20 protein-coding genes are annotated in these 22,758 nt (G+C 66.4%); 4 read left to right on the top strand and 16 right to left on the bottom strand.

What is annotated here, in order from left to right; all coding sequences use genetic code 11:
* Positions 1 to 24 precede the first annotated feature (24 nt).
* The 15 genes from ftsA to coq7 form a co-directional block, all read right to left on the bottom strand.
* A complete protein-coding gene (gene ftsA / locus CYJ10_RS06100; RefSeq protein ID WP_061955279.1) occupies positions 25 to 1,257 on the bottom strand; it encodes a cell division protein FtsA in 1,233 nt (410 codons plus the stop codon).
* Positions 1,254 to 2,156, bottom strand: coding sequence for a cell division protein FtsQ/DivIB (locus CYJ10_RS06095; protein WP_101680621.1), 903 nt, complete (start codon positions 2,154 to 2,156; stop codon positions 1,254 to 1,256). The genes ftsA and CYJ10_RS06095 overlap by 4 nt, the downstream gene beginning before the upstream one ends.
* A 38-nt stretch (positions 2,157 to 2,194) precedes the next feature.
* Positions 2,195 to 3,178: a D-alanine--D-alanine ligase gene (locus tag CYJ10_RS06090; RefSeq protein WP_101680620.1), complete on the bottom strand. Its 984-nt coding sequence runs from the start codon at positions 3,176 to 3,178 to the stop codon at positions 2,195 to 2,197.
* A complete protein-coding gene (gene murC / locus CYJ10_RS06085; RefSeq protein ID WP_101680619.1) occupies positions 3,175 to 4,590 on the bottom strand; it encodes a UDP-N-acetylmuramate--L-alanine ligase in 1,416 nt (471 codons plus the stop codon). The genes CYJ10_RS06090 and murC overlap by 4 nt, the downstream gene beginning before the upstream one ends.
* A gap of 10 nt (positions 4,591 to 4,600) precedes the next feature.
* Positions 4,601 to 5,671: an undecaprenyldiphospho-muramoylpentapeptide beta-N-acetylglucosaminyltransferase gene (gene murG, locus CYJ10_RS06080; RefSeq protein ID WP_101680618.1), complete on the bottom strand. Its 1,071-nt coding sequence runs from the start codon at positions 5,669 to 5,671 to the stop codon at positions 4,601 to 4,603.
* Positions 5,668 to 6,909 carry a putative lipid II flippase FtsW gene (ftsW, locus tag CYJ10_RS06075; protein WP_101680617.1) on the bottom strand — a complete coding sequence of 414 codons (1,242 nt, stop codon included), beginning with the start codon at positions 6,907 to 6,909 and terminating at the stop codon, positions 5,668 to 5,670. The genes murG and ftsW overlap by 4 nt, the downstream gene beginning before the upstream one ends.
* Entirely contained in the window at positions 6,906 to 8,417 is a 1,512-nt protein-coding gene (murD, locus tag CYJ10_RS06070) for a UDP-N-acetylmuramoyl-L-alanine--D-glutamate ligase (protein WP_101680616.1), read from the bottom strand. Before murD ends, ftsW begins: the two co-directional genes overlap by 4 nt.
* Positions 8,418 to 8,464: 47 nt before the next feature.
* Entirely contained in the window at positions 8,465 to 9,634 is a 1,170-nt protein-coding gene (gene mraY, locus CYJ10_RS06065; RefSeq protein WP_066732432.1) for a phospho-N-acetylmuramoyl-pentapeptide-transferase, read from the bottom strand.
* Positions 9,635 to 9,646: 12 nt separating this feature from the next.
* Positions 9,647 to 11,047 (bottom strand): UDP-N-acetylmuramoyl-tripeptide--D-alanyl-D-alanine ligase, encoded by a 1,401-nt coding sequence (locus CYJ10_RS06060; protein WP_101680615.1) that lies wholly within the window; start codon positions 11,045 to 11,047, stop codon positions 9,647 to 9,649.
* Positions 11,044 to 12,546, bottom strand: coding sequence for a UDP-N-acetylmuramoyl-L-alanyl-D-glutamate--2,6-diaminopimelate ligase (locus CYJ10_RS06055; protein ID WP_101681048.1), 1,503 nt, complete (start codon positions 12,544 to 12,546; stop codon positions 11,044 to 11,046). Before CYJ10_RS06055 ends, CYJ10_RS06060 begins: the two co-directional genes overlap by 4 nt.
* Complete coding sequence (locus tag CYJ10_RS06050; protein ID WP_101680614.1) at positions 12,543 to 14,363, bottom strand: peptidoglycan D,D-transpeptidase FtsI family protein; 1,821 nt, start codon at positions 14,361 to 14,363, stop codon at positions 12,543 to 12,545. Before CYJ10_RS06050 ends, CYJ10_RS06055 begins: the two co-directional genes overlap by 4 nt.
* Entirely contained in the window at positions 14,360 to 14,677 is a 318-nt protein-coding gene (gene ftsL / locus CYJ10_RS06045; RefSeq protein ID WP_092601229.1) for a cell division protein FtsL, read from the bottom strand. The genes CYJ10_RS06050 and ftsL overlap by 4 nt, the downstream gene beginning before the upstream one ends.
* Complete coding sequence (gene rsmH, locus CYJ10_RS06040) at positions 14,674 to 15,651, bottom strand: 16S rRNA (cytosine(1402)-N(4))-methyltransferase RsmH (RefSeq protein ID WP_101680613.1); 978 nt, start codon at positions 15,649 to 15,651, stop codon at positions 14,674 to 14,676. The genes ftsL and rsmH overlap by 4 nt, the downstream gene beginning before the upstream one ends.
* Positions 15,652 to 15,658: 7 nt before the next feature.
* Positions 15,659 to 16,087: a division/cell wall cluster transcriptional repressor MraZ gene (gene mraZ, locus CYJ10_RS06035; protein WP_101680612.1), complete on the bottom strand. Its 429-nt coding sequence runs from the start codon at positions 16,085 to 16,087 to the stop codon at positions 15,659 to 15,661.
* 517 nt (positions 16,088 to 16,604) lie between these two features.
* Positions 16,605 to 17,228: a 2-polyprenyl-3-methyl-6-methoxy-1,4-benzoquinone monooxygenase gene (coq7, locus tag CYJ10_RS06030; RefSeq protein WP_101680611.1), complete on the bottom strand. Its 624-nt coding sequence runs from the start codon at positions 17,226 to 17,228 to the stop codon at positions 16,605 to 16,607.
* 341 nt (positions 17,229 to 17,569) lie between these two features.
* On the opposite strand from coq7, the gene CYJ10_RS06025 reads away from it, so the two are divergent.
* The 4 genes from CYJ10_RS06025 (at position 17,570) to CYJ10_RS06010 (ending at position 21,025) form a co-directional block, all read left to right on the top strand.
* Positions 17,570 to 18,754, top strand: a complete 1,185-nt coding sequence (locus CYJ10_RS06025) for a porin (protein WP_101680610.1) — start codon at positions 17,570 to 17,572, stop codon at positions 18,752 to 18,754.
* 199 nt (positions 18,755 to 18,953) lie between these two features.
* Positions 18,954 to 19,955 carry a tripartite tricarboxylate transporter substrate binding protein gene (locus CYJ10_RS06020; RefSeq protein ID WP_101680609.1) on the top strand — a complete coding sequence of 334 codons (1,002 nt, stop codon included), beginning with the start codon at positions 18,954 to 18,956 and terminating at the stop codon, positions 19,953 to 19,955.
* Positions 19,956 to 20,048: 93 nt separating this feature from the next.
* Positions 20,049 to 20,555 (top strand): MarR family winged helix-turn-helix transcriptional regulator, encoded by a 507-nt coding sequence (locus tag CYJ10_RS06015; protein WP_101680608.1) that lies wholly within the window; start codon positions 20,049 to 20,051, stop codon positions 20,553 to 20,555.
* Between the two features lie 20 nt (positions 20,556 to 20,575).
* Positions 20,576 to 21,025 (top strand): hypothetical protein, encoded by a 450-nt coding sequence (locus CYJ10_RS06010; protein ID WP_180862865.1) that lies wholly within the window; start codon positions 20,576 to 20,578, stop codon positions 21,023 to 21,025.
* 41 nt (positions 21,026 to 21,066) lie between these two features.
* Here CYJ10_RS06010 and CYJ10_RS06005 read toward each other — a convergent pair whose 3' ends face one another.
* The gene (locus CYJ10_RS06005) at positions 21,067 to 22,749 is read right to left on the bottom strand and encodes a long-chain fatty acid--CoA ligase (protein ID WP_101680606.1); all 1,683 of its coding nucleotides are present in this window, start codon (positions 22,747 to 22,749) and stop codon (positions 21,067 to 21,069) included.
* Between the last annotated feature and the right edge of the window lie 9 nt (positions 22,750 to 22,758).

The following is a 22,758-nucleotide window of genomic DNA, read 5'->3' as shown; positions in this document are numbered from 1 at the left end:
AAAAAATCCTGACACGCATACGGCTCAGAAGTTGCCGACAAACCATTCCTTCATGCGCGTCCACACCTGTTTCACCTGGCCGCTCTGCACGGCCACCTTGCGGCCACGCATGCGCTGCACGCAGCCTTCCTGCAGCAGACCCATAACGGTCGAATAGCGCGGACTCTTCACCACCTCGTGCAGGTTGCCGCGGTACTCGGGCACGCCTACGCGCACCGGCTTCAGGAAAATGTCCTCGCCCAGCTCGACCATGCCCGGCATCATCGCCGTGCCACCGGTGATGACCACGCCCGACGACAGCAGTTCCTCGTAGCCCGACTCGCGCACCACCTGGTGGACCAGCGAATACAGCTCCTCGATACGCGGCTCGATCACAGCGGCCAGCGCCTGGCGGCTCAGCGTGCGCGTGCCGCGGTCGCCCACGCCAGGCACCTCGATCATGTCTTCCGGGTCGGCAATCGCCTGCTTGGCAATGCCGTACTGCATCTTGATGTCCTCGGCATCGGGCGTCGGCGTGCGCAGCGCCATGGCGATGTCGTTGGTAATCTGGTCGCCGGCAATGGGGATCACGGCCGTATGGCGGATCGCGCCCTCGCTGAAGATGGCGATGTCGGTGGTGCCGCCGCCGATGTCGACCAGCACCACGCCCAGTTCCTTCTCGTCCTCGGTCAGCACCGCCAGGCTCGACGCCAGCGGCTGCAGGATCAGGTCATGCACTTCCAGTCCGCACCGGCGCACGCACTTGACGATGTTCTGCGCCGCGCTGACCGCGCCCGTGACGATATGCACCTTCACTTCCAGGCGGATGCCGCTCATGCCGATGGGCTCGCGCACGTCTTCCTGGCCGTCGATGATGAATTCCTGCGTCAGGATGTGCAGGATCTGCTGGTCTGTCGGGATATTCACCGCCTTGGCGGTCTCGATCACGCGGGCCACGTCAGTCTGCGTGACTTCCTTGTCCTTGATTGCCACCATGCCGCTGGAGTTGAAGCTGCGGATATGGCTGCCGGCAATGCCCGTGAATACCTCGGCAATCTTGCAATCGGCCATCAGTTCGGCCTCTTCCAGCGCCCGCTGGATCGACTGCACGGTGGCCTCGATGTTGACCACGACCCCCTTCTTCAAACCCTTGGACTCTGACTGGCCCATCCCGATGACCTCATAGCTGCCGTCGGGGCGCAGTTCCGCCACCACGGCCGCCACCTTCGAGGTGCCGATGTCGAGACCGACCAGAAGGTCCTTGTATTCCTTGCTCATCGAGTTTTCTCCGCGTTCTTACTCTTGAGTCGCGTCGGATTGTTGTTGGTGTTACCGGCCGAAGCCGCCTGGGAACCTGCCGTGCCCGCTGCCGCCTTGGCCGCTGCCTTGGCCGCGGCCTGCGCCTGGGCATCGGTCAGGAAGCGCACGCTGGCCGTGCGAATGGCAAAACCATTGGGATACCGCAGGTCGGCGTACTCGATCTGCTTGCCCCACTGCTGGGTCAGCTGCGGCCACGACGCCACGAAGCGCTTGACCCGCGCCTCCATGGCGGAGCGGTCTTCGTCGTTCTGCTCGCGCCCGAACTCGATCACCATGCCGTTGGACAGCTTCGCGCGCCACGCGTAGCGGCCCGACAGCGCCACCGCCAGCGGCTCGACCTTGATCGGCTTGAACCACTCGCGCATGGTTTCCAGCTTCTCGACCACGTCTTCCTCGCTGTCGGCCGGCCCGTCCAGCGCCAGCAACTGTGCGTCTTCCTCGGCTTCGGCCGTGTTGGCCACGAATACCTCGCCATAGGTGTTGATCAGCCGGCCGCTGTCCGATCCGCCCCACGTGCCCAGGGCCTCATGCTCTTCCACCTGCACCGCCAGGCCGTTCGGCCATTCGCGGCGCACGCTGGCATGGCGCACCCAAGGCACGGACTCGAACGCCTGGCGCGCGGCGTTCAGGTCCAGCGTGAAAAAGTTGCCCGACAGCTTGTTCAGTGCGTTGGCCCGCACGCTCGGCGCGTTCACGTGGCGCAGCTGGCTGCCGTCCAGCGACGTAAGTTCCACGTGGGTGATGGCGAAAACGGGCCGCTGCGCCAGCCACAGCAAGCCGGCGCCAAGCGCCATGAGCGCCACCAGCGCATATAGCGCTGAGGCGATCAGGTTGAGCAGGCGCGCGTTGTGCCACATGGTCGTTTGGTCGGGCGGTCAGCCGTTTGGTGCTGCGGTTATTCGGGTTTCCAGTGCTCGTTCGGATGCAGGTCCAGCGTGGCGGCAGCCAGCACCTGCATCACGAAATCCTCGTAGCTGATGCCAGCAGCCCGCGCCGCCATCGGCACGAGCGAATGGCCGGTCATGCCAGGCGACGTGTTCATTTCGAGCAGATGCGGGCGGCCATCGCGGGTCAGCATCACGTCCGCGCGGGCCCAGCCACGGCAACCCAGCACGCGAAACGCTTCGACGGCCAGCGCCCGCACTTCGTTCTCCAGCGCTTCCGGCAAAGTTGACGGGCACAGGTATTGGGTAACGTCAGTAAAGTACTTATTTTGATAGTCGTAGTTCGACTCGGGCGCGACAATCTTGATAACAGGCAGCGCTTCGGCCGTTGCGCCCTCCCCCACCACGGGGCAAGTCAGCTCGTCGCCATCGATAAAAGTCTCGGCGATGACGTCGGCATCGAGCCCCGCCGCCTTCTCGAACGCCTCGCGCATCTGGCCGGCCTCGGTGACCTTGGTCAGGCCGATCGACGACCCCTCGCGGGCCGGCTTGACGATCAGCGGCAGCCCCAGATCCCGCACCACGGCGTCGAAATCGGTGTTGGCGTACAGCATCGCAAAGCGCGGCGTGGCCAGGCCGTGCGTCATCCACAGACGCTTGGTGGCCTGCTTGTCCATGGCCAGGGCCGACGCCAGCACGCCGCTGCCCGTATAGGGCACGCCCAGTTGTTCCAGCAGACCCTGCATCGTGCCGTCCTCGCCATAGCGGCCATGCAGCGCGATGAAGACGCGGTCGAAGCCGGCCGCGGCTAGGTCTGCCACGGACTGCAGCGCCGGGTCGAACGCGTGAGCGTCCACGCCGCGCGACTTCAGCGCCGCCAGCACGCCGTTGCCGGACATCAGCGAGATTTCGCGCTCGGCCGAACGGCCGCCCAGCAGCACGCCAACCTTGCCCAGCGACTTCGGATCGATATTGGGATGGGCCACGAAGCTCATTGCTGACCTCCCGTCTGGTGCGACACCAGTTGTCCCGGTACGGCGCCGATGGTGCCTGCACCCATGGTCACGACCACATCGCCAGGTCGCACGGCATCCAGGATCGCCTGGGGCATATCTTCGATCTGTTCCACAAAAACGGGTTCTACCTTGCTGGCCACCCGCAGCGCGCGGGTCATCGCGCGACCGTCGGCAGCCACGATGGGCGCCTCGCCGGCGGCGTACACCTCGGCCAGCAGCAGCGCGTCGACGGTGCCCAGCACCTTCACGAAGTCCTCGAAGCAGTCGCGCGTCCGCGTGAACCGGTGCGGCTGGAAGGCCAACACCAGCCGGCGGTCCGGGAACGCCCCGCGTGCGGCGGCCAGCGTGGCGGCCATTTCCACCGGATGGTGGCCATAGTCGTCCACCAGCGTGAACGTGCCGGCGCCGTCGGGCGTGGCTACCTCCCCGTAGCGTTGGAAGCGACGGCCCACGCCGTGGAATTCGCGCAGCGCCTTGACGATGGCGGCGTCGGGCACCTCCAGTTCGGTGGCGATGGCGATGGCGGCCAGCGCGTTCTGCACGTTGTGCAGGCCCGGCAGGTTCAGCACCACGTCCAGCGGCGGCTCGGCATGGCCGTTGAGCTGGCGCAAGACCGTGAAATGCATCTGGCCGTCCACCGCGCGGGCGTTGATGGCACGGATCTGGGCGTCCTCGGCAAAGCCGTAGCGCACCACGGGCTTGGACACGAACGGCATGATCTCGCGCACGTTCGGGTCATCCACGCACAGCACGGCGATGCCATAGAACGGCAGGCGCTGGGTAAATTCCACGAACGCCTGCTTCAGACGGGCAAAGTCATGCCCGTACGTGTCCATGTGGTCGGCGTCGATGTTGGTGATGACTTCCATCACCGGGAACAGGTTCAGGAACGACGCGTCCGACTCGTCGGCCTCGGCCACGATGAAGTCGCCGGTGCCCAGACGCGCGTTGGCGCCGGCCGAGTTCAGGCGGCCGCCGATCACGAAGGTCGGGTCGAGCCCGCCCTCGGCCAGCACCGACGCCACCAGGCTGGTGGTGGTGGTCTTGCCGTGCGTGCCGGCGATGGCCACACCCTGCTTCAGGCGCATCAGTTCGGCCAGCATCACGGCGCGCGGCACCACCGGAATGCGCTTGGCACGCGCGGCCAGCACTTCGGGGTTGTCGTTGGTCACCGCGGTCGACACGACCACGGCGTTGGCGCCTTCCACATTGGCGGCGTCATGGCCGTGGCACACGCGCGCGCCCAGCGAGGCCAGGCGCCGCGTGGCGGCGTTGCTGCCCATGTCGGAGCCCGAGACCTTGTAGCCCAGGTTCAACAGGACCTCCGCGATGCCGCTCATGCCGGCCCCGCCGATCCCTACGAAGTGGATGTTCTTGACGATATGCTTCATTGCTTCCGTTTCATTTTTCGCCCGCCATCTGACGACAGATCTCGGCGACACGCCGGGTTGCCTCAGGTTTGGCCAGGCTGCGCGCAGCGCGCGCCATGTCCTTCAACTGGCCGCGGTCCAGGCCGGCGATCGTTTGCGCCAGGCCCTCCGCGGTCAGTGCGTTCTGTTGCACCAGCAACGCCGCGCCCTGCTTCGACAGGAACTTGGCGTTGGTGGTCTGGTGGTCGTCCACCGCGTGCGGGAACGGCACGAACAGCGCGGCCACCCCGGCGGCCGCCACTTCCGAAACCGTCATCGCGCCAGCGCGGCAGATGACCAGATCGGCGTCGGCGTAGGCCGCCGCCATGTCGTCGATGAATGGCACGGTCTCGCCGGCCACGCCCGCCGCCGCATAGTTCGCGCGCAGTTGGTCGATCTGTTTCGCCCCGGCCTGGTGCTTGACCACCGGGCGCGTGGCCTCGGGCAGCAGGGCCAAGGCCTTCGGTACCACGTCGTTCAAGGCCGCCGCGCCCAGGCTGCCGCCCACCACAAGGATCCGCAGCGGCCCGGTGTGATGGTCGTAGCGCGACGCCGGCTCGGGAATCGCCGCCAGTTCGGCGCGCACCGGGTTGCCGGTCCATTCGCTGCCCGGCAGCGCGTCCGGGAACGCGCACAGCACGCGGTCCGCCACCTTCGCCAGCACCTTGTTGGCCAGCCCGGCGATGGAATTCTGCTCGTGCAGCACCAGCGGCCGGCCCAGCAGCGACGCCATCATCCCGGCCGGGAACGTGATGTAGCCGCCCATGCCCAGCACCACGTCGGGCTTCACGCGGCGCAGCGCGCCAATGCTCTGCCAGAACGCGCGCAGCAGGTTCAGCGGCAGCAGCAGCTTGGTCACCAGACCCTTGCCGCGCAGGCCGCCAAACTGGATGTACTCCATCGGGATGTCGTGCCTGGGCACCAGCGTGGCTTCCATGCCAGCGCGATTGCCCAGCCAGACCACACGCCAGCCCTCGTCGCGCAATTCACGCGCGACCGCCAGCCCCGGGAACACATGGCCCCCGGTGCCGCCAGCCATGACGAGCAGCGTACGGTCGGTCATACCTTCCCTCCACGCATCAACACTCGATTTTCATAGTCAATCCGCAGCACAATGGCCAGCGCCACGCAGTTCATCAGGATGCCCGAGCCGCCGTAGCTCACCAGCGGCAGCGTCAGCCCTTTGGTGGGCAGCAGGCCCAGGTTCACGCCCATGTTGATGAAGGTCTGCCAGCCGACCCACACGCCAATGCCCTTGGCCACCAGGCCGGCAAACGTGCGGTCGAGCTGCAGCGCGGTGCGGCCGATGTTGAAGCAGCGGCGCACCAGCCAGTAGAACAGCACGATCATCACCAGCACGCCGATGAAGCCGAATTCCTCGCCGATCACCGCCAGGATGAAGTCGGTATGCGCCTCGGGCAGGTAGTGGAGCTTCTCGATGCTGCCGCCCAGCCCCACGCCCGTCCATTCGCCACGGCCGAAGGCGATCAGCGAGTGCGTCAGCTGATACGCCTTGCCCAGCGCGTTGCTCTCTTCCCACGGGTTCAGGTACGCGAAGATCCGCTCGCGGCGCCACGGCGATGCCGTGATCAGCAGCGCGAACGCGCCCACGGCCACGCCCACCAGGCCGGCGAACAGCTTGCCGTTGATGCCGCCCAGGAACAGGATGCCCATGGCCACGGCGGCGATCACCAGGAACGCGCCCATGTCGGGCTCCAACAGCAGCAGCATGCCCACCACCACCACGGCCACGCCCATCGGAAGGAAGCCCTTGCTCACGGTCTGCATCCATTCCTGCTTACGTACCGTGTAGTTGGCCGCGTACAGCACCACGGCCAGCTTCATCAGTTCCGAGGGCTGGAAGTTCATGACGCCCAGCGGAATCCAGCGCCGCGCGCCGTTCACGCCCTTGCCCACGAACGGCACCAGCACCATCACCAGCAGCACCAGCGCGATGATGAACAGCTTGGGCGCGTACTTGTCCCACACCTTGACCGGCACCTGGAACGCCGCCAGCCCCACCGACAGGCCGATGAACAGCGCGAACGCATGGCGCATCAGGAAGTGCACCTCGCGGTAGTTGGCGTAGCGCGGCGAGTCGGGCAACGCGATCGATGCCGAATAGACCATCACCAGGCCGAACGTCAGCAACACGATGGCCACCCAGAGCAGGGGCTGGTCGTACTCCATCATGCGCGAACGGGTCGGCTTGACGCCCGACACCGCGTCGCGCAGGCCACCCCAGGCGTTGCCGATGGTGGCGCCGATGAATCCGCTGCGCTTGACCTGCGAGTCGCTCATGGCATGATCCCCCGGGACAGGGCCAGTTCTTCCACCGCGCCGCGGAACACCTGCGCGCGATGCACGTAATTGCGGAACATGTCGAGGCTGGCACAGGCTGGCGACAGCAATACGACATCGCCCGATTCGGCCAGGCCAGCCGACTTCTCGACCGCCTCTTCCAGCGTGGCGGCGTCAACGATCTGCGTGCCGGTGTCGGCCAGTGCCTCGCGGATGGCGCCGGCGTCCTTGCCGATCAGCACCACGGCGCGTGCATATTGCGTCACCGGCGCGGCCAGCGGAGAAAAGTCCTGGCCCTTGCCTTCGCCGCCGGCGATCAGCACCACGTGCTTGTCCAGTCCGTTCAATGCGGCCACGGTGGCGCCCACATTGGTGCCCTTGCTGTCGTCGAAGTACTCGACTTCGTCGATGGTGGCCACCCATTCCACACGGTGCGGCTCGCCGCGATACTCGCGCAGGCCATGCAGCAGCGCGCTCAGCGGCAGGTCGATGGCGCGGCACAGCGCCAGTGCCGCCATGGCGTTGGTGGCGTTGTGCAGGCCACGGATATGCAGGGCGTCGGCCGGCATCAGGCGCTTGTGGCGCACCGGCACGGCTTGCTCGACGACCTCGTCCTTCTTGCGGCGGCGCGGCTTCTGCTCCGGCTCGCCTTCCGTATCCGGCTCGGCCACGATCAACCAAGGCATGCCGCCGTCGCGCAGCACGCCATAGCTGCCGGCGGTCTCGGGCAGGTCGGTGCCGAAGGTCACAGGCGTCGCGCCCGGGCGGGCCATGTCCAGCGTCAGCTTGTCCTGGCGGTTCAGCACCTGCACGCAGCCCTTGCCGGCCGGACCGAAGATGCGGGCCTTGGCGGCGGCATAGGCTTCCATAGTGCCGTGCCAGTCCAGGTGATCCTGCGTGACGTTGAGCACTGTCGCCGCGTGCGGCGCCAGCGAGAACGTGTATTCCAGCTGGAAACTCGACAGCTCCAGCACCCAGACATCAGGCAGCGTGGTGCTGGCGATGCAGGCCGACAGCTTGTCCAGCGCCGACGGGCTGATGTTGCCGGCCACGCCCACGGTCTTGCCGGCGCGCTCGATCAGGCGGCCGGTCAGCGCCGTGGTGGTCGTCTTGCCATTGGTGCCGGTGATGGCCAGCACGCGCGGCGCGTAGCCCGACGTGGCCTCCAGGTAACCCAGCGCCTGGGCGAACAGTTCGATCTCGCCCCAGACCGGGATGCCGCGCGCCTGGGCGGCATCGAGCAGCGCCTTGGTGCCGGCCTCCAGCGGCGACAGGCCCGGGCTGATCGCCACCAGGCCGATGTCGTCGAGCAGGCTTTCGGCAAACGGGCCGCCCGCGAACTGCGCCGTGCTCAGCTCGACCTGCAGGAGGGCAAGGTTGGCGGGCGCCTCGCGTGTGTCGGCCACGCGCACGCGGCAGCCGTTCAGGCCGCACCAGCGTGCCATGGCCAGCCCCGATTCACCGAGGCCAAGTACCAGCACATGAGGTTTCTGCAACACGCCAAACACTTCGATTTCCTGCCTATATATAGAGAGCTTCAGTTTTCTGGGGGACGCTAGCGCAGCTTCAGCGTCGACAGGCCGATCAGTACCAGCAGCATCGTGATGATCCAGAACCGCACGGTGACCTGCGTTTCCTTCCAGCCACTCAGTTCAAAGTGGTGGTGCAGCGGCGCCATCCGGAACAGGCGTCGGCCTTCGCCATAGCGCTTCTTCGTGAACTTGAACCACGTCACCTGCAGCATCACCGACAGCGTTTCCACCACAAAGATGCCGCCCATCACGAACAGCACGATTTCCTGGCGCACGATCACGGCGATAGTGCCCAGCGCGCCGCCCAGCGCCAGCGCGCCGACATCGCCCATGAACACGCGCGCCGGGTGCGCGTTGAACCAGAGGAAGGCCAGGCCCGCGCCGGCCATCGCCGAGCAGAAGATCAGCAGTTCGCCGGCGCCCGGGATATGCGGGAACAGCAGATACTTGCTGTAGACCGCGTTGCCCATCACGTAGGCGAACACGCCCAGGCCGCCGCCGACCAGCACCACGGGCATGATCACCAGGCCGTCCAGGCCGTCGGTCAGGTTCACCGCGTTGCTGGAGCCGACGATCACCAGGTACGTCAGCACGATGAAGCCGGTCACGCCCAGCGGATAGCTGATCTCCTTGAAGAACGGGACGATCAGATTTGTCTTGTACGGCACGTCGGCGAACATGCCGCCTTCGATCCAGCTCAGAAACAGGCTCCAGACCCGCACGTTGCTGGCCTCGGTCACCGAGAACGCCAGGTACACGGCGGCCACCAGGCCGATGAGCGTCTGCCAGAAGAACTTCTCGCGGCTCGACATGCCGCGCGGGTCGCGATACACCACCTTGCGGTAGTCGTCGACCCAGCCCACGGCGCCATAGCCCAGCGTGACCAGCAGCACCACCCAGATGAAGCGGTTGCCCCAGTCGCACCAGAGCAGCGTCGACACGCAGATCGAGATCAGCACCAGCACGCCGCCCATGGTGGGCGTGCCAGACTTCACCAGGTGCGTCTGCGGGCCGATGGTACGCACAGCCTGGCCGATCTTGAGTTCGGTCAGGCGACGGATGACCCACGGCCCGAAACCGAGGCCGATCACCAGCGCGGTGAGGTTGGCCATCACCGCGCGGAAGGTCAGGTAGTTAACGACCCGCAGGAAGCTGTAATCGTTTTGCAGCCACTGGGCCAGTGCCAATAACATCGTCTTTCTTTCTTAGTGAGCGGAAGGTGATGCGACCAGCGCATCGACCATCCGTTCCATGCGCATGAAGCGCGATCCCTTCACGAGCACGACGGCCGCACCGGCCACCACGCCCTCCTTGTCTTCCTTCAGCGCCTGCGTCAGGTCGTCGGCACCGGCAAAATGACGCGCGTCCGGGCCGTATGCCTGCACGGCATGCCGCGCCAGATCGCCCAGGGCCCATAGCGTCTCGATGCCACGCTCGCGGGCATAGGCGCCGATCTCCGTATGGAACGCCGGGCCCTGATCGCCCACTTCGCCCATGTCGCCCAGCACCAGGACGCGCGGCGCGGCAAACCCGGCCAGCACGTCGATGGCGGCGCGCATGGAATCCGGATTCGCGTTGTACGTATCGTCGACGACCACCGTGCCGGCCGGCGTGTGCTTGACCTGCAGGCGTCCCTTCACGGCCGAAAAGCCCGCGATGCCGCGCTGGATGGCATCCACCGCCACCCCGGCCGCCAGCGCGCACGCCGTGGCCGCCAGCGCATTGCGCACGTTGTGTGCGCCCAGCGGTTGCAGCCGCAGGTCGAACGTCTGTCCCGGGGCCGTCACGTGCAGCACCTGCACGCCGTCATCCAGCGTCACCGTCGCGCGCACATCGGCCGACGCGTCGGTGCCAAACGCCAGCACGCGGCGCTTGCCGGCCGCCTGGCGCCAGATCGCGGCATGCGCGCCGCCGCTCTCGGCATCCACCGGGAACACGGCCACGCCATCGGCCGGCAGCGCGGCAATGGCGCTGGCGTGCTCGTGGGCCACCGCTTCCACGCTGACCATGAACTCCTGGTGCTCGCGCTGGGCGTTGGTAATCACGGCCACGGTCGGCTGGGCGATGGCTGCCAGGTAGACCGTTTCGCCCGGGTGGTTCATGCCCAGTTCCAGCACTGCCAGCTTGTGGTGCGCGCGCAGGCGCAGCACCGTCAGCGGCAGGCCGATATCGTTGTTCAGGTTGCCGCCCGTGGCCAGCCGGTCGTCCTCGCCCACGGCAGCGGCAAAGATCGCCGCGATCATTTCCTTGACCGTGGTCTTGCCGTTGCTGCCGGTCACGGCCACCGTCGGCGGCGTGAACTGGCGGCGCCAGCCGGCGCCAAGCTCGCCCAGGCCGATGCGCGTGTCCGGCACGATCAGCGCCGGCACGTCGAGGTCGATATCACGGCTGACCAGCACAGCGGCAGCGCCGCGCGCCACCACATCGGGCAGGAAGTCATGGGCGTCGAAGCGGTCGCCCTTGAGCGCCACGAACAGATCGCCCGGCTGTACGGTACGGCTGTCGGTATGCACGCGCGAGAACGTGCGCGTGGCATCGCCGGAAATACGTGCGCCGGCCATCCAGCCGGCGGCTTGCTGCAAATTCGTCATCTGGTGTCCGTTCATGCCGACACCCCCCGCGTGCCCAGGGTCAGGCGCACATGTTCGCGGTCCGAGAACGGCCGCTTGCGGCCCTGGATCTCCTGCGTGGCTTCATGGCCCTTGCCGGCCACGAGCACTACGTCGGCCGGGGCGGCGTGCTTGATTGCGTAAAGAATGGCCGCGGCGCGATCCTCGATCAGCCGCACGCGGCTGCGGTCCTGCATGCCGTCGGCGATCTGCTCGAGGATGTCGAGCGGATCTTCGCTACGCGGGTTGTCGCTGGTCAGCACCACGTCGTCGGCCAGGCGCTCGGCCACACCGCCCATCAGCGGGCGCTTGGTGGCGTCGCGGTCGCCGCCGCAGCCGAATACGCACCAGAGCCGGCCCTGGCGGGCATCGGACACGGGGCGCAGCGCGGTCAGCGTCTGCACCAGCGCGTCGGGCGTGTGGGCGTAGTCGACCACGGCCAGCGGCGCGTCGTGGCCGCCGAACAGTTCCATGCGGCCATCGACCGGCGTCAACTGCCGCAGGGCGGCAATCGCCGCATCCCAGGCCACGCCCTGCGCCAGCGCGGCGCCCAGCACGGCCAGCAGATTGCTGACGTTGAAGGCGCCGATCATCGGCGTGGTCACGTCGGCGCTGCCAAAGCTGCCGTCGACATGGAACGCCGTGCCCGACGCCGTGGCGCCAGCCTTGCCGTCGATGCCGTATTCGATCACCTGCGGCGCGCTGACGCCGGCGGCATTGCCGGCCAGCAGGCGGCCGCCCATGGCGTCGTCGCGGTTGATCACGGCCGCGCGCAGGCCGTCCCACTGGAACAGCAGCGCCTTGGCCGCCTCGTACTCGGCCATCGTGCCGTGATAGTCGAGGTGGTCCTGCGTCAGGTTGGTCAGCACCGCCACGCCAAACCCGGTGCCGGCCACGCGGCCCTGCTCCAGGCCGTGCGACGACACTTCCATAGCGATGCCGCGCGCGCCCGCATCGTTCAGTTCGGCCAGGCTGGCCTGAAGCTGCACGGCGTCGGGCGTGGTGAAACCGGTGATCCGGAGCGCATCGGGAAAGCCCGTGCCCAGCGTGCCGATCGTCGCGCACGGCGTGCCGGCGGCCTGCAGCAGGCGCGCCAGCCACTGCGCGCACGATGTCTTGCCGTTGGTGCCGGTGATGCCGGTCACCGCCAGATTGCGCGCGCCGATGCCATACCAGCCGGCCGCGATCGGACCGGCCAGCCAGTGCAGTTGCGACAGGGCCAGGTGCGGCACGGCGTCGCCGTGCGGCCAGTCGAAGCCATCGGCCTCGTAGATCACAGCCGACGCGCCGGCGGCGATGGCCTTGTCAATATGCGGACGGCCATCGGTCGCCAGGCGCTCGTTGCCCAGCATGTAGGCGAAAAACACGTCGCCCGGCTGCAGGCGACGCGTATCGCCGGTCAGCTTTGCGCCGGCCGGCGCGTGCGCATGCAGCCAGGCCAGCGCGACGCTGGCCTGGGTGGACACCTCGATCGGGAGCAGCGGCTTGGCCGTCATGGCGTGGCGCTCCACGGTGGTTCGCTTTCCTGGACCTTGTCGGTGACCATCAACTGCCGGATCGGCGAATCGGGCTGCACGTTTAGCGAGCGCAGCGCGCCACCGGTAATGGCCGAGAAGACCGGGCCGGCCACCGCGCCGCCGTAGTGGCTGCCGGCGGTCGGTTCGTCGACGCTCACCGCCACGATCACCCGCGGGTTGGACATCGGCGCCAGGCCGATGAACGACGCGCGGTACTTGCTGCGGTCGTAGCCACGCCCCACGTGCTTGTACGCGGTACCGGTCTTGCCGCCCACGCGGTAGCCCATCACCTGGGCTTCCGGCGCCGTGCCGCCCGGGGCGGTCACGGTTTCCAGCATACCGCGCACTTCACGCGCGATCTGCGGGGTTAGGATGCGTTCGCCGGTGGCCGGGCCGTTGGTCTTGAAAATCGATACCGGGATCAGTTCGCCATCGTGGGCAAAGATCGTATAGGCGTGCGCCACCTGGAACAGCGACACCGACAGGCCGTAGCCATATGACATGGTGGCCTGCTCGATCGGGCGCCAGCTCTTCCACGGCCGCACGCGGCCAGCCACCGCGCCCGGGAAGCCGATCTTCGGCGCCTGGCCCAGGCCGACACTGGTGAACATGTCCCACATCTCCTGCGGCTTCATCATCATCGCGATCTTGGTCGTGCCGATGTTGCTCGACTTCTGGATCACGCCGCCTACCGTGAGCGTGCCGTAGTTGTGGGTATCCGAGATCGTGGCGCCCTCGAAGTTGAACTTGCCGGTGGTGACCACCGTGGTGGCCGGCGTCACGCGGCCCAGCTGCAGCGCCAGGCCGATGGTGATCGGCTTCATCATCGAGCCGGGCTCGAAGGTGTCGGTCAGCACGCGGTTGCGCAGCTGTTCGCCCGACAGGCGGCTGCGGTCGTTCGGGTTGTAGGTGGGCCAGTTGGCCAGCGCCAGCACTTCGCCGGTCTGGGCGTCGAGCACCACGGCACTGGCGGCCTTGGCCTTGTTGCGCTCCACCACGGCCTTGACCTCGTTGTAGGCCAGGTACTGGATCTTGGCGTCGATCGACAACTGCATGTCCTGGCCGTCACGCGGCGTCTTCAGGATGCCCACGTCCTCCACCACGCGGCCCAGGCGGTCCTTGATCACCTGGCGCGCGCCGGGGCTGCCGGCCAGCACGCCTTCGCGCGCCAGTTCCACGCCTTCCTGCCCCTTGTCTTCGACGTTGGTGAAGCCGACGATGTGCGCCATCGCCTCGCCTTCCGGATAGAAGCGCTTGTACTCCCGCGTCTGATGGACGCCGTCGATCTTGAGCGCGGCGATCTTGTCGGCCGCATCGGGCAGCACCTGGCGCTTCAGATAGACAAAGCTCTTGTCTTCATTGAACTTGGCGCGCAGGTCCTTCTCGGACATGTCCAGCAGCTTGGCCAGCTGGCGCATGTGCTGCGGTTCCAGATTGTCGGGCACATCCTCGGGCACGGCCCAGATCGCCTTGACCGGCAGGCTGGTGGCCAGCACCAGGCCATTGCGGTCCAGGATTTTGCCGCGCGTGGCGGGCAGCTCCAGCGTGCGCTGGAAGCGCTTCTTGCCCTCCATCTCGTAGAACTGGTTGCCCGGGCCCTGGATCCACATCGCCCGCGCGGCCAGCGCCACAAACGCAGCGAACATCAGGAACACCACGAACTTCGAGCGCCACATCGGCAGGCGCAGGCCCAGCACCGGGCTGGCCGAGAACTGGCCGGTGCGCGGGCGCGCGGCCTCGCCACGCGGCTTGTTGCCGGCGCGGGCGCGATTCAGGCTCGGGCGAGCCAGGCTCATTTGGCGGGTCCCCCGGCGGGTTGCTGGGCATCGGGCGGGGTATCAGGCAGCACCACGCCCTGCAGGTATTGGGTACGGCCGGCCATGGCCGGCGCCATCTTCAGCTGCGCACGCGCCGAATCGGCAATGCGCGCGCTCTTGCTGAGCGAACTCTGCTGGTATTGCAGGCGCGACCAGTCGATGTCGAGCTGCTTTTCCTCGGTCTGCGCCCGCTCCAGCGCCACAAACAGCGTGCGGGCCTGGTGCTGCGCGCTCACCAGCGACAGCGCGCACAGCATCAGCGCGGCAAGCAGGAAGAAGGTCAGGCGGTTCATGCGTCGCGGCCTCCGAGCTTTTCCGCCACGCGCATCACGGCCGAGCGGGCGCGCGGGTTGTCGGCCACCTCCTGGGTGCCAGGCTTGAAACGGCCCAGCAGCTTCATCGTCGGCTGCGGCAGGTCGGCGGCGCGCAGCGGCGCGCGGCGCAGCGCCGGATCCGCGTCGCGGTCCGGATGGGCGTGCGCCTGCATGAACCGCTTGACGATGCGGTCCTCGAGCGAGTGAAAGCTGATCACCACGAGGCGGCCTCCGACCTGCAGCAGCTCGTACGCCGCCTTCAGGCCTCTTTCGAGGTCCGCAAGCTCTTGATTGACGTGAATCCGTAGAGCTTGAAAGGTGCGGGTCGCAGGGTCCTGACCCTTCTCGCGTGTCTTGACGGTTTTCGCCACGAGCGCGGCAAGTTCTGAAGTAGTGGCGACTGGTCCGCCATCGCCGGGTTCGCTCCGGCGAGCAACAATCGCCTTTGCAATCTGTACAGCAAACCGTTCTTCCCCATAGTCTCGTATCACCCTGGCAATGTCGTGCTCGTCCGCCCGTGCAAGCCACTCGGCGGCAGTGACGCCGCGCGTGGTGTCCATGCGCATGTCCAGCGGGCCCTCGAAACGAAAGGAAAATCCCCTCGCCGCCTCGTCGATCTGGGGCGAGCTGATGCCCAGGTCGAACAGCACGCCAGCCACGGGCGGGCGGCCGGCCAGCCGGTCGCCCATCTCCGCAAAGCTCGCGTGCTCAATGGAGAAGCGGGCATCCTTGATGGTGCCCGCTTCTGCGATTGCTGCCGGATCCTTGTCGAACGCGACGAGGCTGCCGGCCGGCCCCAGCCGCGCCAGCACGGCACGGCTGTGACCGCCTCTTCCGAAGGTGCCGTCCACGTAGGCGCCGTCGGGCCGCCAGACGAGCGCGTCGACGGCCTCGTCCAGCAACACGGTGCGATGGCGCAGGGCGGTGGTCCCCGGCGTTTCGGTAGGGGTCATGACCTCTTCAGAAAGAGAAATTCTTCAATGCGTCCGGCATGCCCTGTGCCATCGCCGCCTGTTCCTTGGCGGCGTAGGTAGCGGCATCCCAGACTTCGAAATGGCTGCCCATACCGAGCAGCATCACTTCCTTGTCGAGCATGGCGGCACTGCGCAGCTCCGGTGCAATCAGCACACGGCCCGCGCCATCCATTTCCACGTCGGCGGCGTTGCCCAGAAAGATCCGCTTCCACCAGTGGGCATCCATTGGCAGCGCCGCGATGCGGCCGCGGAAAACCTCCCATTCGGGCCTGGGAAAGAGCAAAAGGCAGCCGTCCGGGTGCTTGGTCAGCGTAACCCGGCCCTCGGCCTGCGTTTGCAGCGCTTCGCGGTGCCTGGCCGGAATGGACATCCGGCCCTTGGCATCGAGCGACAGCGCCGATGCTCCCTGAAACAAGCTCTTTCCCCCGGTAACCGCCGGCTATTTCAGCCTTTGGCAGGTCGATTCGTCCTTGTCCGCAACCGTCCGGTCCGATGCAAATCATCGCAGAGACAGGGCGGCATTTCACACAAAAATACACTTCCTCACACTATTTCCCACTTTAGAGGAAGCATTTTGGCCGGTCAAGGCTCGCTAAGGGGCAAAAAACAGGGTTTTTTTAATCAGAACAAAGACTTAGCGCGCCAACTTCACGCACCGCAACAGTGAATCCTTAATGAAATGAAGTACTTGGGGAGGAAAGCAGAGAAACCACCTGAGAACAATCTGGGGGAGGACTGCCGACGGCGAGAATCGCATCCAGTTCTGCGCCGTCGGGAAGGATACAACGTTTTGCCGCCAGCCCCGACCAACCAAGGGCTCGGGGCAGTTTTCCACAGCTGTGCGAGGCAGCGTTCAGATGCACCCCGAAAATGAAAATGGCGACGATGCGTACACGCCCGTCGCCATTTGTGACACGCCGTCGTCGTCGCTGCTAGATACGATAGGCCGCCGTGGTCATGATCCTGGATGCGACGCGCATCAGTGCGCGCACCGGGCCGGGCAACGGCACGCCGCCGGCATCGCGGGCGGCATCGCCATGGCGGATCTCGTCGTCGCGCATCTGCTCGAGAATGGCGCGCGAGCGGCCATCGGCAGGCGGCAGTCGGTCCAGGTGGCCGGTCAGGTGATGCTCGACCTGGCGTTCGGTCTCGGCCACGAAGCCCAGGCTGATGCGGTCGCCAGCCCGGCCCGCCACGACACCGATGGCAAACGCGCCGGCATACCAGAGCGGATTGAGCAGGCTCGGCCGCGAACCGAGTTCGCGCAGGCGCTCGGCGCACCAGGCCAGGTGGTCTTCCTCTTCGCGCGCCGCGGCATCCATCTGCGCGCGCACTGGCGCGCTGCGGGCCGTCAGCTTCTGCGCCTGGTACAGGGCCTGCGCACAGACTTCGCCCACATGGTTGATGCGCATGAGCCCGGCCACATGGCGGCGCTCCTCGGCAGTCATCTGTTCCGTATCGGGCGTGAGCCGGTCGGCGGGGTTGTCGCGGTCCGCACGGGTCGCACCGGCGATGGCGCGCAGCGCGACATCGAATTCGTGAATCAACGTATCCATAGGTGTCAATGGAAGGTCTGCGGCCGCCATTCGCGCGTGCCCCACTGATGGGTAGAGCTTTGCCTCGACAGCGTACCGGGATTTCCCGCATTGTACCCGCGTGATTTTGTGCAGGTTTGCGCATTGGCATGCAAGGGCGCGTTTTCGCTGAGCCCGGGTCCCGGATAACCCTGAGTTGTGAAAACCAGACAAGACGTTTACCACAGGGTCAAAAAAAATAGCGCTTTTGCTAGAGTGATCAGCAGCTTCCATGGAAGTCAAGCACGGAAGGATGAAGAGGGCTGACAGGAGGTCCTTCCGCATAGCTTCAACTAATAATTCTTAAGTGGAGATCACCCAGCATGAAAAAATCGCTACTCGCGCTTGCCGCGATGAGCGCTTTTGCCACGGCTGCAAATGCGCAAACCAGCGTGACCCTGTACGGCGTCGTCGACCTGCCAATCGAATACAACAACAATCTGGCACCCGGCTTCAACACCAATCCCGCATCGTGGGGCCCGAATGGCCGTCCGCCTTCGCTGGCCGGCGGCGGCAGCCGTGTGGGCCTGCAGACCGGTGGCGGCCTGTCCGGCTCGCGCTGGGGTCTGCGCGGCACCGAAGATCTGGGCGGCGGCCTGAAGGCACTGTTCGTGCTGGAAAGCGGCTTCGGCCTTGACGACGGCAAGTCGCAGCAAGGCGGCCGACTGTTCGGTCGTCAGGCGTTCCTGGGGCTGCAGAGCGACAGCTACGGCCGTCTGACCATGGGTCGTCAGTACACGACCATGTTCGACATGTTCGCGAACTTCTCGCCGACCGGCTACGCGACGATCTACGAACCGGTGGTGGCCCAGCTGGGTACCAACTTCCGTTCGGACAACACCGTCAAGTACACGGCCGTGTTCGGCCCGGTCACCGCCGAGGCGCACTGGAGCTTCGGTACGGGCGTCGCCGCAATCGGTCCGGTGCCGCTGGCTGCCTCGGGCGCTGGCGAATCGCCGGGCAACTTCAACAACAACGCGGGCGGTGGTGCCGGCGTGCTGTACATGAGCGGCCCGCTGGGCCTGACGCTGGCGTACGACGAATGGCGCCCGACGATCACGATCGGCCAGCCTGGCCGTTCGCGCAAGGTGGGTGCCGCCGGTAGCTACACGGTCGGCCCGGCAAAGCTGATGGCCGGCTACCGCTACGGTCGCACGACCGACAACACCGGCGCCGAGCTGCTGCGCGACAACTACTACTGGTTCGGCGTGAACTACCAGGTGACCGCGCCGCTGGGCCTGACGCTGGCGTACTTCTACGACGACGTGAAGACGATGCGCGCGTCGTCGGCCTTCCTGGCCGACAACCCCAAGAACCCGTGGCAGATCAGCTTCGTGGCCGACTACAACTTCTCGAAGCGCACCGACGTCTACCTGACGGCCGGCTACGTGAAGAACTCGGGCCTGAACTTCGATACCTCGGCAGTGAGCTTTGCCAACGGCTACCCGCTGGAACAAGGCAAAACCAGCCAGGTTGGCGTGGCAGTGGGTATCCGCCACAAGTTCTGATCCGAAGCTTTACGCAGTTCGACACTGTTCCTTATTTTCAAGGCGCCTTCGGGCGCCTTTTTTGCGTCCCTCTGGCGCCTTTTTTCATCCCCCCGCATGAATGTCTCAACGGGTTTCACCTCATCCGCGAAGTGGCGCGTGCCCGACTAGAATGGCCTGCAGACCGGAACACCCGGCCGCCTTACCTGGAGACATTGCCATGCATCAACCTCGCCGGCGCACCATCGCCCTGCTCCTGTCGGTTGCCCTGGGTCCGCTGGCCGCAGCCACGGCGCTCGCCAACGATGCCTACCCGACGCGGCCGATCCGGCTGGTCGTGCCCTTCCCGGCCGGCGGCACCACCGACATCATGGCGCGGGCCGTCTCGGCCGAGCTGTCGAAGCTGCAGGGCTGGAACGTGGTGGTCGACAACAAACCTGGCGCGGGCGGCAACATCGGCTCGGACATCGTGGCCAAGTCCGCCCCCGACGGCTACACGCTGCTGATGGGCACGGTCGGCACGCACGGCATCAACCAGTCTCTCTACGGCAAGCTGCCGTTCGACCCGATCAAGGACTTCGCCCCGATCACTCTGGTGGCGGCAGTGCCCAACGTGCTGGTGGTCAATCCCGCCTTCGCCCAGCAGAACAAGATCAATAGCGTCAACGACCTGATTGCCTATGCGCGCGCCAATCCGGGCAAGCTCAACATGGCGTCGAGCGGCAACGGCACGTCGATCCACCTGGCCGGCGAGCTGTTCAAGACGCAGACCAAGACCTTCATGGTCCACTTTCCGTACCGCGGCAGCGGCCCGGCCCTGACGGACATGACCGGCGGCACCATGCAGGTGATGTTCGACAACCTGCCGTCGTCGATGCAGCTGATCAAGGCGGGCAAGCTCAAGGCACTGGCCGTGACCAGCGCCAAGCCGTCGCCGGCCCTGCCAGGCGTGCCCACGGTGGCGCAGGCGGCCAACCTGCCGAACTTCGAGGCCAGCTCGTGGTTTGGCCTGCTGGCGCCCGCCGGCACGCCGCCGGAAATCATCCATCGCATCCAGCAGGAAGTGGCCAAGAGCCTGAACACGCCGGCCGTGCGTGAACGGCTGATGGCGCAGGGTGCCGATCCGGTGGGCAATACGCCCGAGCAGTTCGCCGCGCTGATCCGCTCCGAGACTGCCAAGTGGGCCAAGGTCGTCAAGGATTCGGGCGCCAAGGTGGATTGACGCCGCGCCGGCAACTGGAAAGACGGCGGATAGGGAGAACGCCGGGCAGCGCATATACTTGAGGCATCAAATGTTCGAGTTACCCGAATCCCGATGCCCAATCCCTCCGCCGCCAGCAGCGCCGATGACTCTCCGGTCGACCTGGAAACCAGTGCCGGCGAATCGGACCACGAGGCGCTGCGGCTCTGGCTTCGCCTGCTCACCTGCACCACGCTGATCGAGGGCGACATCCGCTCGCGCCTGCGCCAGGACTTTGCGGTGACGCTGCCGCGCTTCGACCTGATGTCGCAACTCGACCGCCACCCCGAAGGGCTCAAGATGGGCGAGCTGTCGCGCCGCATGATGGTGACCGGCGGCAACGTCACGGGCATCACCGACCAGCTGCAGCAAGAGGGCCTGGTCACGCGCGAGGCCCTGCCCACGGACCGCCGGGCGTATCTGATCCGCCTGACCCCAGCCGGCCGCGAGGCGTTCTCGCGCATGGCGCGCGCGCACGAAACCTGGGTGGAACAATTGTTCTCGGGACTTGCCGAAACGGATCGACGCGCCCTCTTCCGACTGCTGGGTCGCCTGAAATCCAGCCTGACGACTTCGCCATGACCCGACTCGCAAATCCCGCAATGCGATGGATACCCACACTGTGCGCGGCCGCGCTGGCCACGCTCGGCGCGGGATGCATCAGCACGCCGGCCGGCCCGCAGATCACGCCGGTCAACGCCACGATCAAGCTCGGCCGCGTGACCGAGAAGACCTTCCTGTCACGCGTGGATGTACCGCAAGGCAGCAGCTACGGCGGCTATGGCATGGGCGTTGGCGGCGTGGCCGCCGGCGGCGGGGGTGGAGGCGGGGGTGTGGGCGTGGGTTTCTCGGTAGACCTGTCGCGGCTGCTGAATCCGCCGCCTCCGCCCATGCAGATGGACCTTTACCAGTACAAGGTCCGGACGGCCGATGGTACGGTGGCCCAGGTGAATGGCCCGGCCGCCCCGGGGCTGGAACCCGGCACGTGCGTGCGGCTGATCTATCCCGATGGATCGCCCCAGCCGCAGATGGCGCCGTCGAACGAGTGCTAGGGTAGTGACGCCCTCTCCCGCAGGCGGGAGAGGGAGAGAACCTATGCAGCCTTGCGGCTGTCGCGCAGTTCGCGGCGCAGGATCTTGCCGACGTTGGTCTTCGGCAGTTCGGTGCGGAACTCGACGTACTTCGGACGCTTGTAGCCGGTCAGGCGGTCCTTGCAGAACGCGATCACGTCGGCTTCCGACAGGGCCGGGTCCTTCTTGACCACGAACAGCTTCACCACCTCGCCCGAGTGCTGGTCGGGCACACCAACCGCTGCCACTTCCAGCACGCCCGGGCATTCGGCGACCACGCCTTCCACTTCGTTCGGATACACGTTGAAGCCCGACACCAGGATCATGTCCTTCTTGCGGTCGACGATCTTCGTGTAGCCGCGCTCGTCCATCACGCCGATGTCGCCGGTCTTGAAGAAGCCGTCCGGGGTCATGACCTTGGCGGTCTCGTCCGGGCGGTTCCAGTAGCCAGCCATCACCTGCGGGCCGCGCAGGCAGATCTCGCCGGGCTGGCCCAGCGGCAGCTCATTGCCATCGTCGTCGCGGATCGACACTTCGGTGGACGGCAGCGGCAGGCCGATGGTGCCCGAGAACGCGTCGGAATCGGTCGGATTGCAGGTGGCCGACGGCGAGGTTTCCGACAGGCCATAGCCCTCGATGATCGGGCAGCCCGTCTTGGCCAGCCAGTTCTTGGCCACCGCTTCCTGCACGGCCATGCCGCCGCCATTGGCCACGCGCAGGCCCGAGCAGTCGATCTTGCCGAAGTCGGGATGGTTCAGCAGCGCGTTGTACAGCGTGTTCACGGCCGGGAACATATGGAACTTGTACTTCTGCAGTTCCTTGATGAAGCCCGGGATGTCGCGCGGATTCGGAATCAGGATGCTCAGGCCGCCGCTGCGCATGCCCAGCAGGCAGCAGACCGTCAACGCAAAGATGTGATACAGCGGCAGCGCGGTGATCGTCACCACCTGGTCGATAGGGGCGCCCTTGGCCAGCGCCGGCTGCATCCACGCCTCGGACTGCAGCACGTTGGCCACGATATTCCGGTGCAGCAGCGTGGCGCCCTTCGACACCCCCGTGGTGCCGCCCGTGTACTGCAGGAACGCGATGTCGTCCGGGCCCGTGCTCACGGGCCTCAGTTCCATCTTGCGCCCTTCGGCCAGCACGTCGTTGAAGCGCACGCAGTTGGGCAGTTCCCAGGCCGGCACCATCTTCTTGACGTTGCGGACCACGAAATTGACGATGGCGCCCTTCAGGCCGCCCAGCATGTCGCCCATGCTGGCCACCACCACATGCTTGACCGGCGTCGCGGGCAGCACGGCCTGCAGCGTGGCCGCGAAATTCTCAAGGATGACGATGGCTTCGGCGCCGCTGTCCTTGAGCTGGTGTTCCAGCTCGCGCGGCGTGTATAGCGGATTCACGTTGACCACCACGTAGCCGGCGCGCAGCACGGCGGCCAGCGCCACCGGATACTGCAGCACGTTCGGCATCATGAGGGCCACGCGGGCGCCGGGACGCAGCCCGCGCGACTGCAGCCAGGCCGCGAACTGGCGCGACAGCTGGTCCAGTTCGCCATAGGTGATGGCCTTGTCCATGCAGATGAACGCACGGCGGTCGGCGTAGGTACGGAACGAATGCTCGAGCAACTGGGCCAGCGAACGGAACTGACTGGCGTCGATCTCTGCCGGTACGCCCGCCGGATAGTTTTTCAGCCACAGCTTTTCCATACCGTCTCC

Source organism: Cupriavidus pauculus (assembly GCF_002858765.1).
Lineage (GTDB): Bacteria > Pseudomonadota > Gammaproteobacteria > Burkholderiales > Burkholderiaceae > Cupriavidus > Cupriavidus pauculus_B.
This window is presented reverse-complemented; position numbering and strand designations above follow the sequence as displayed.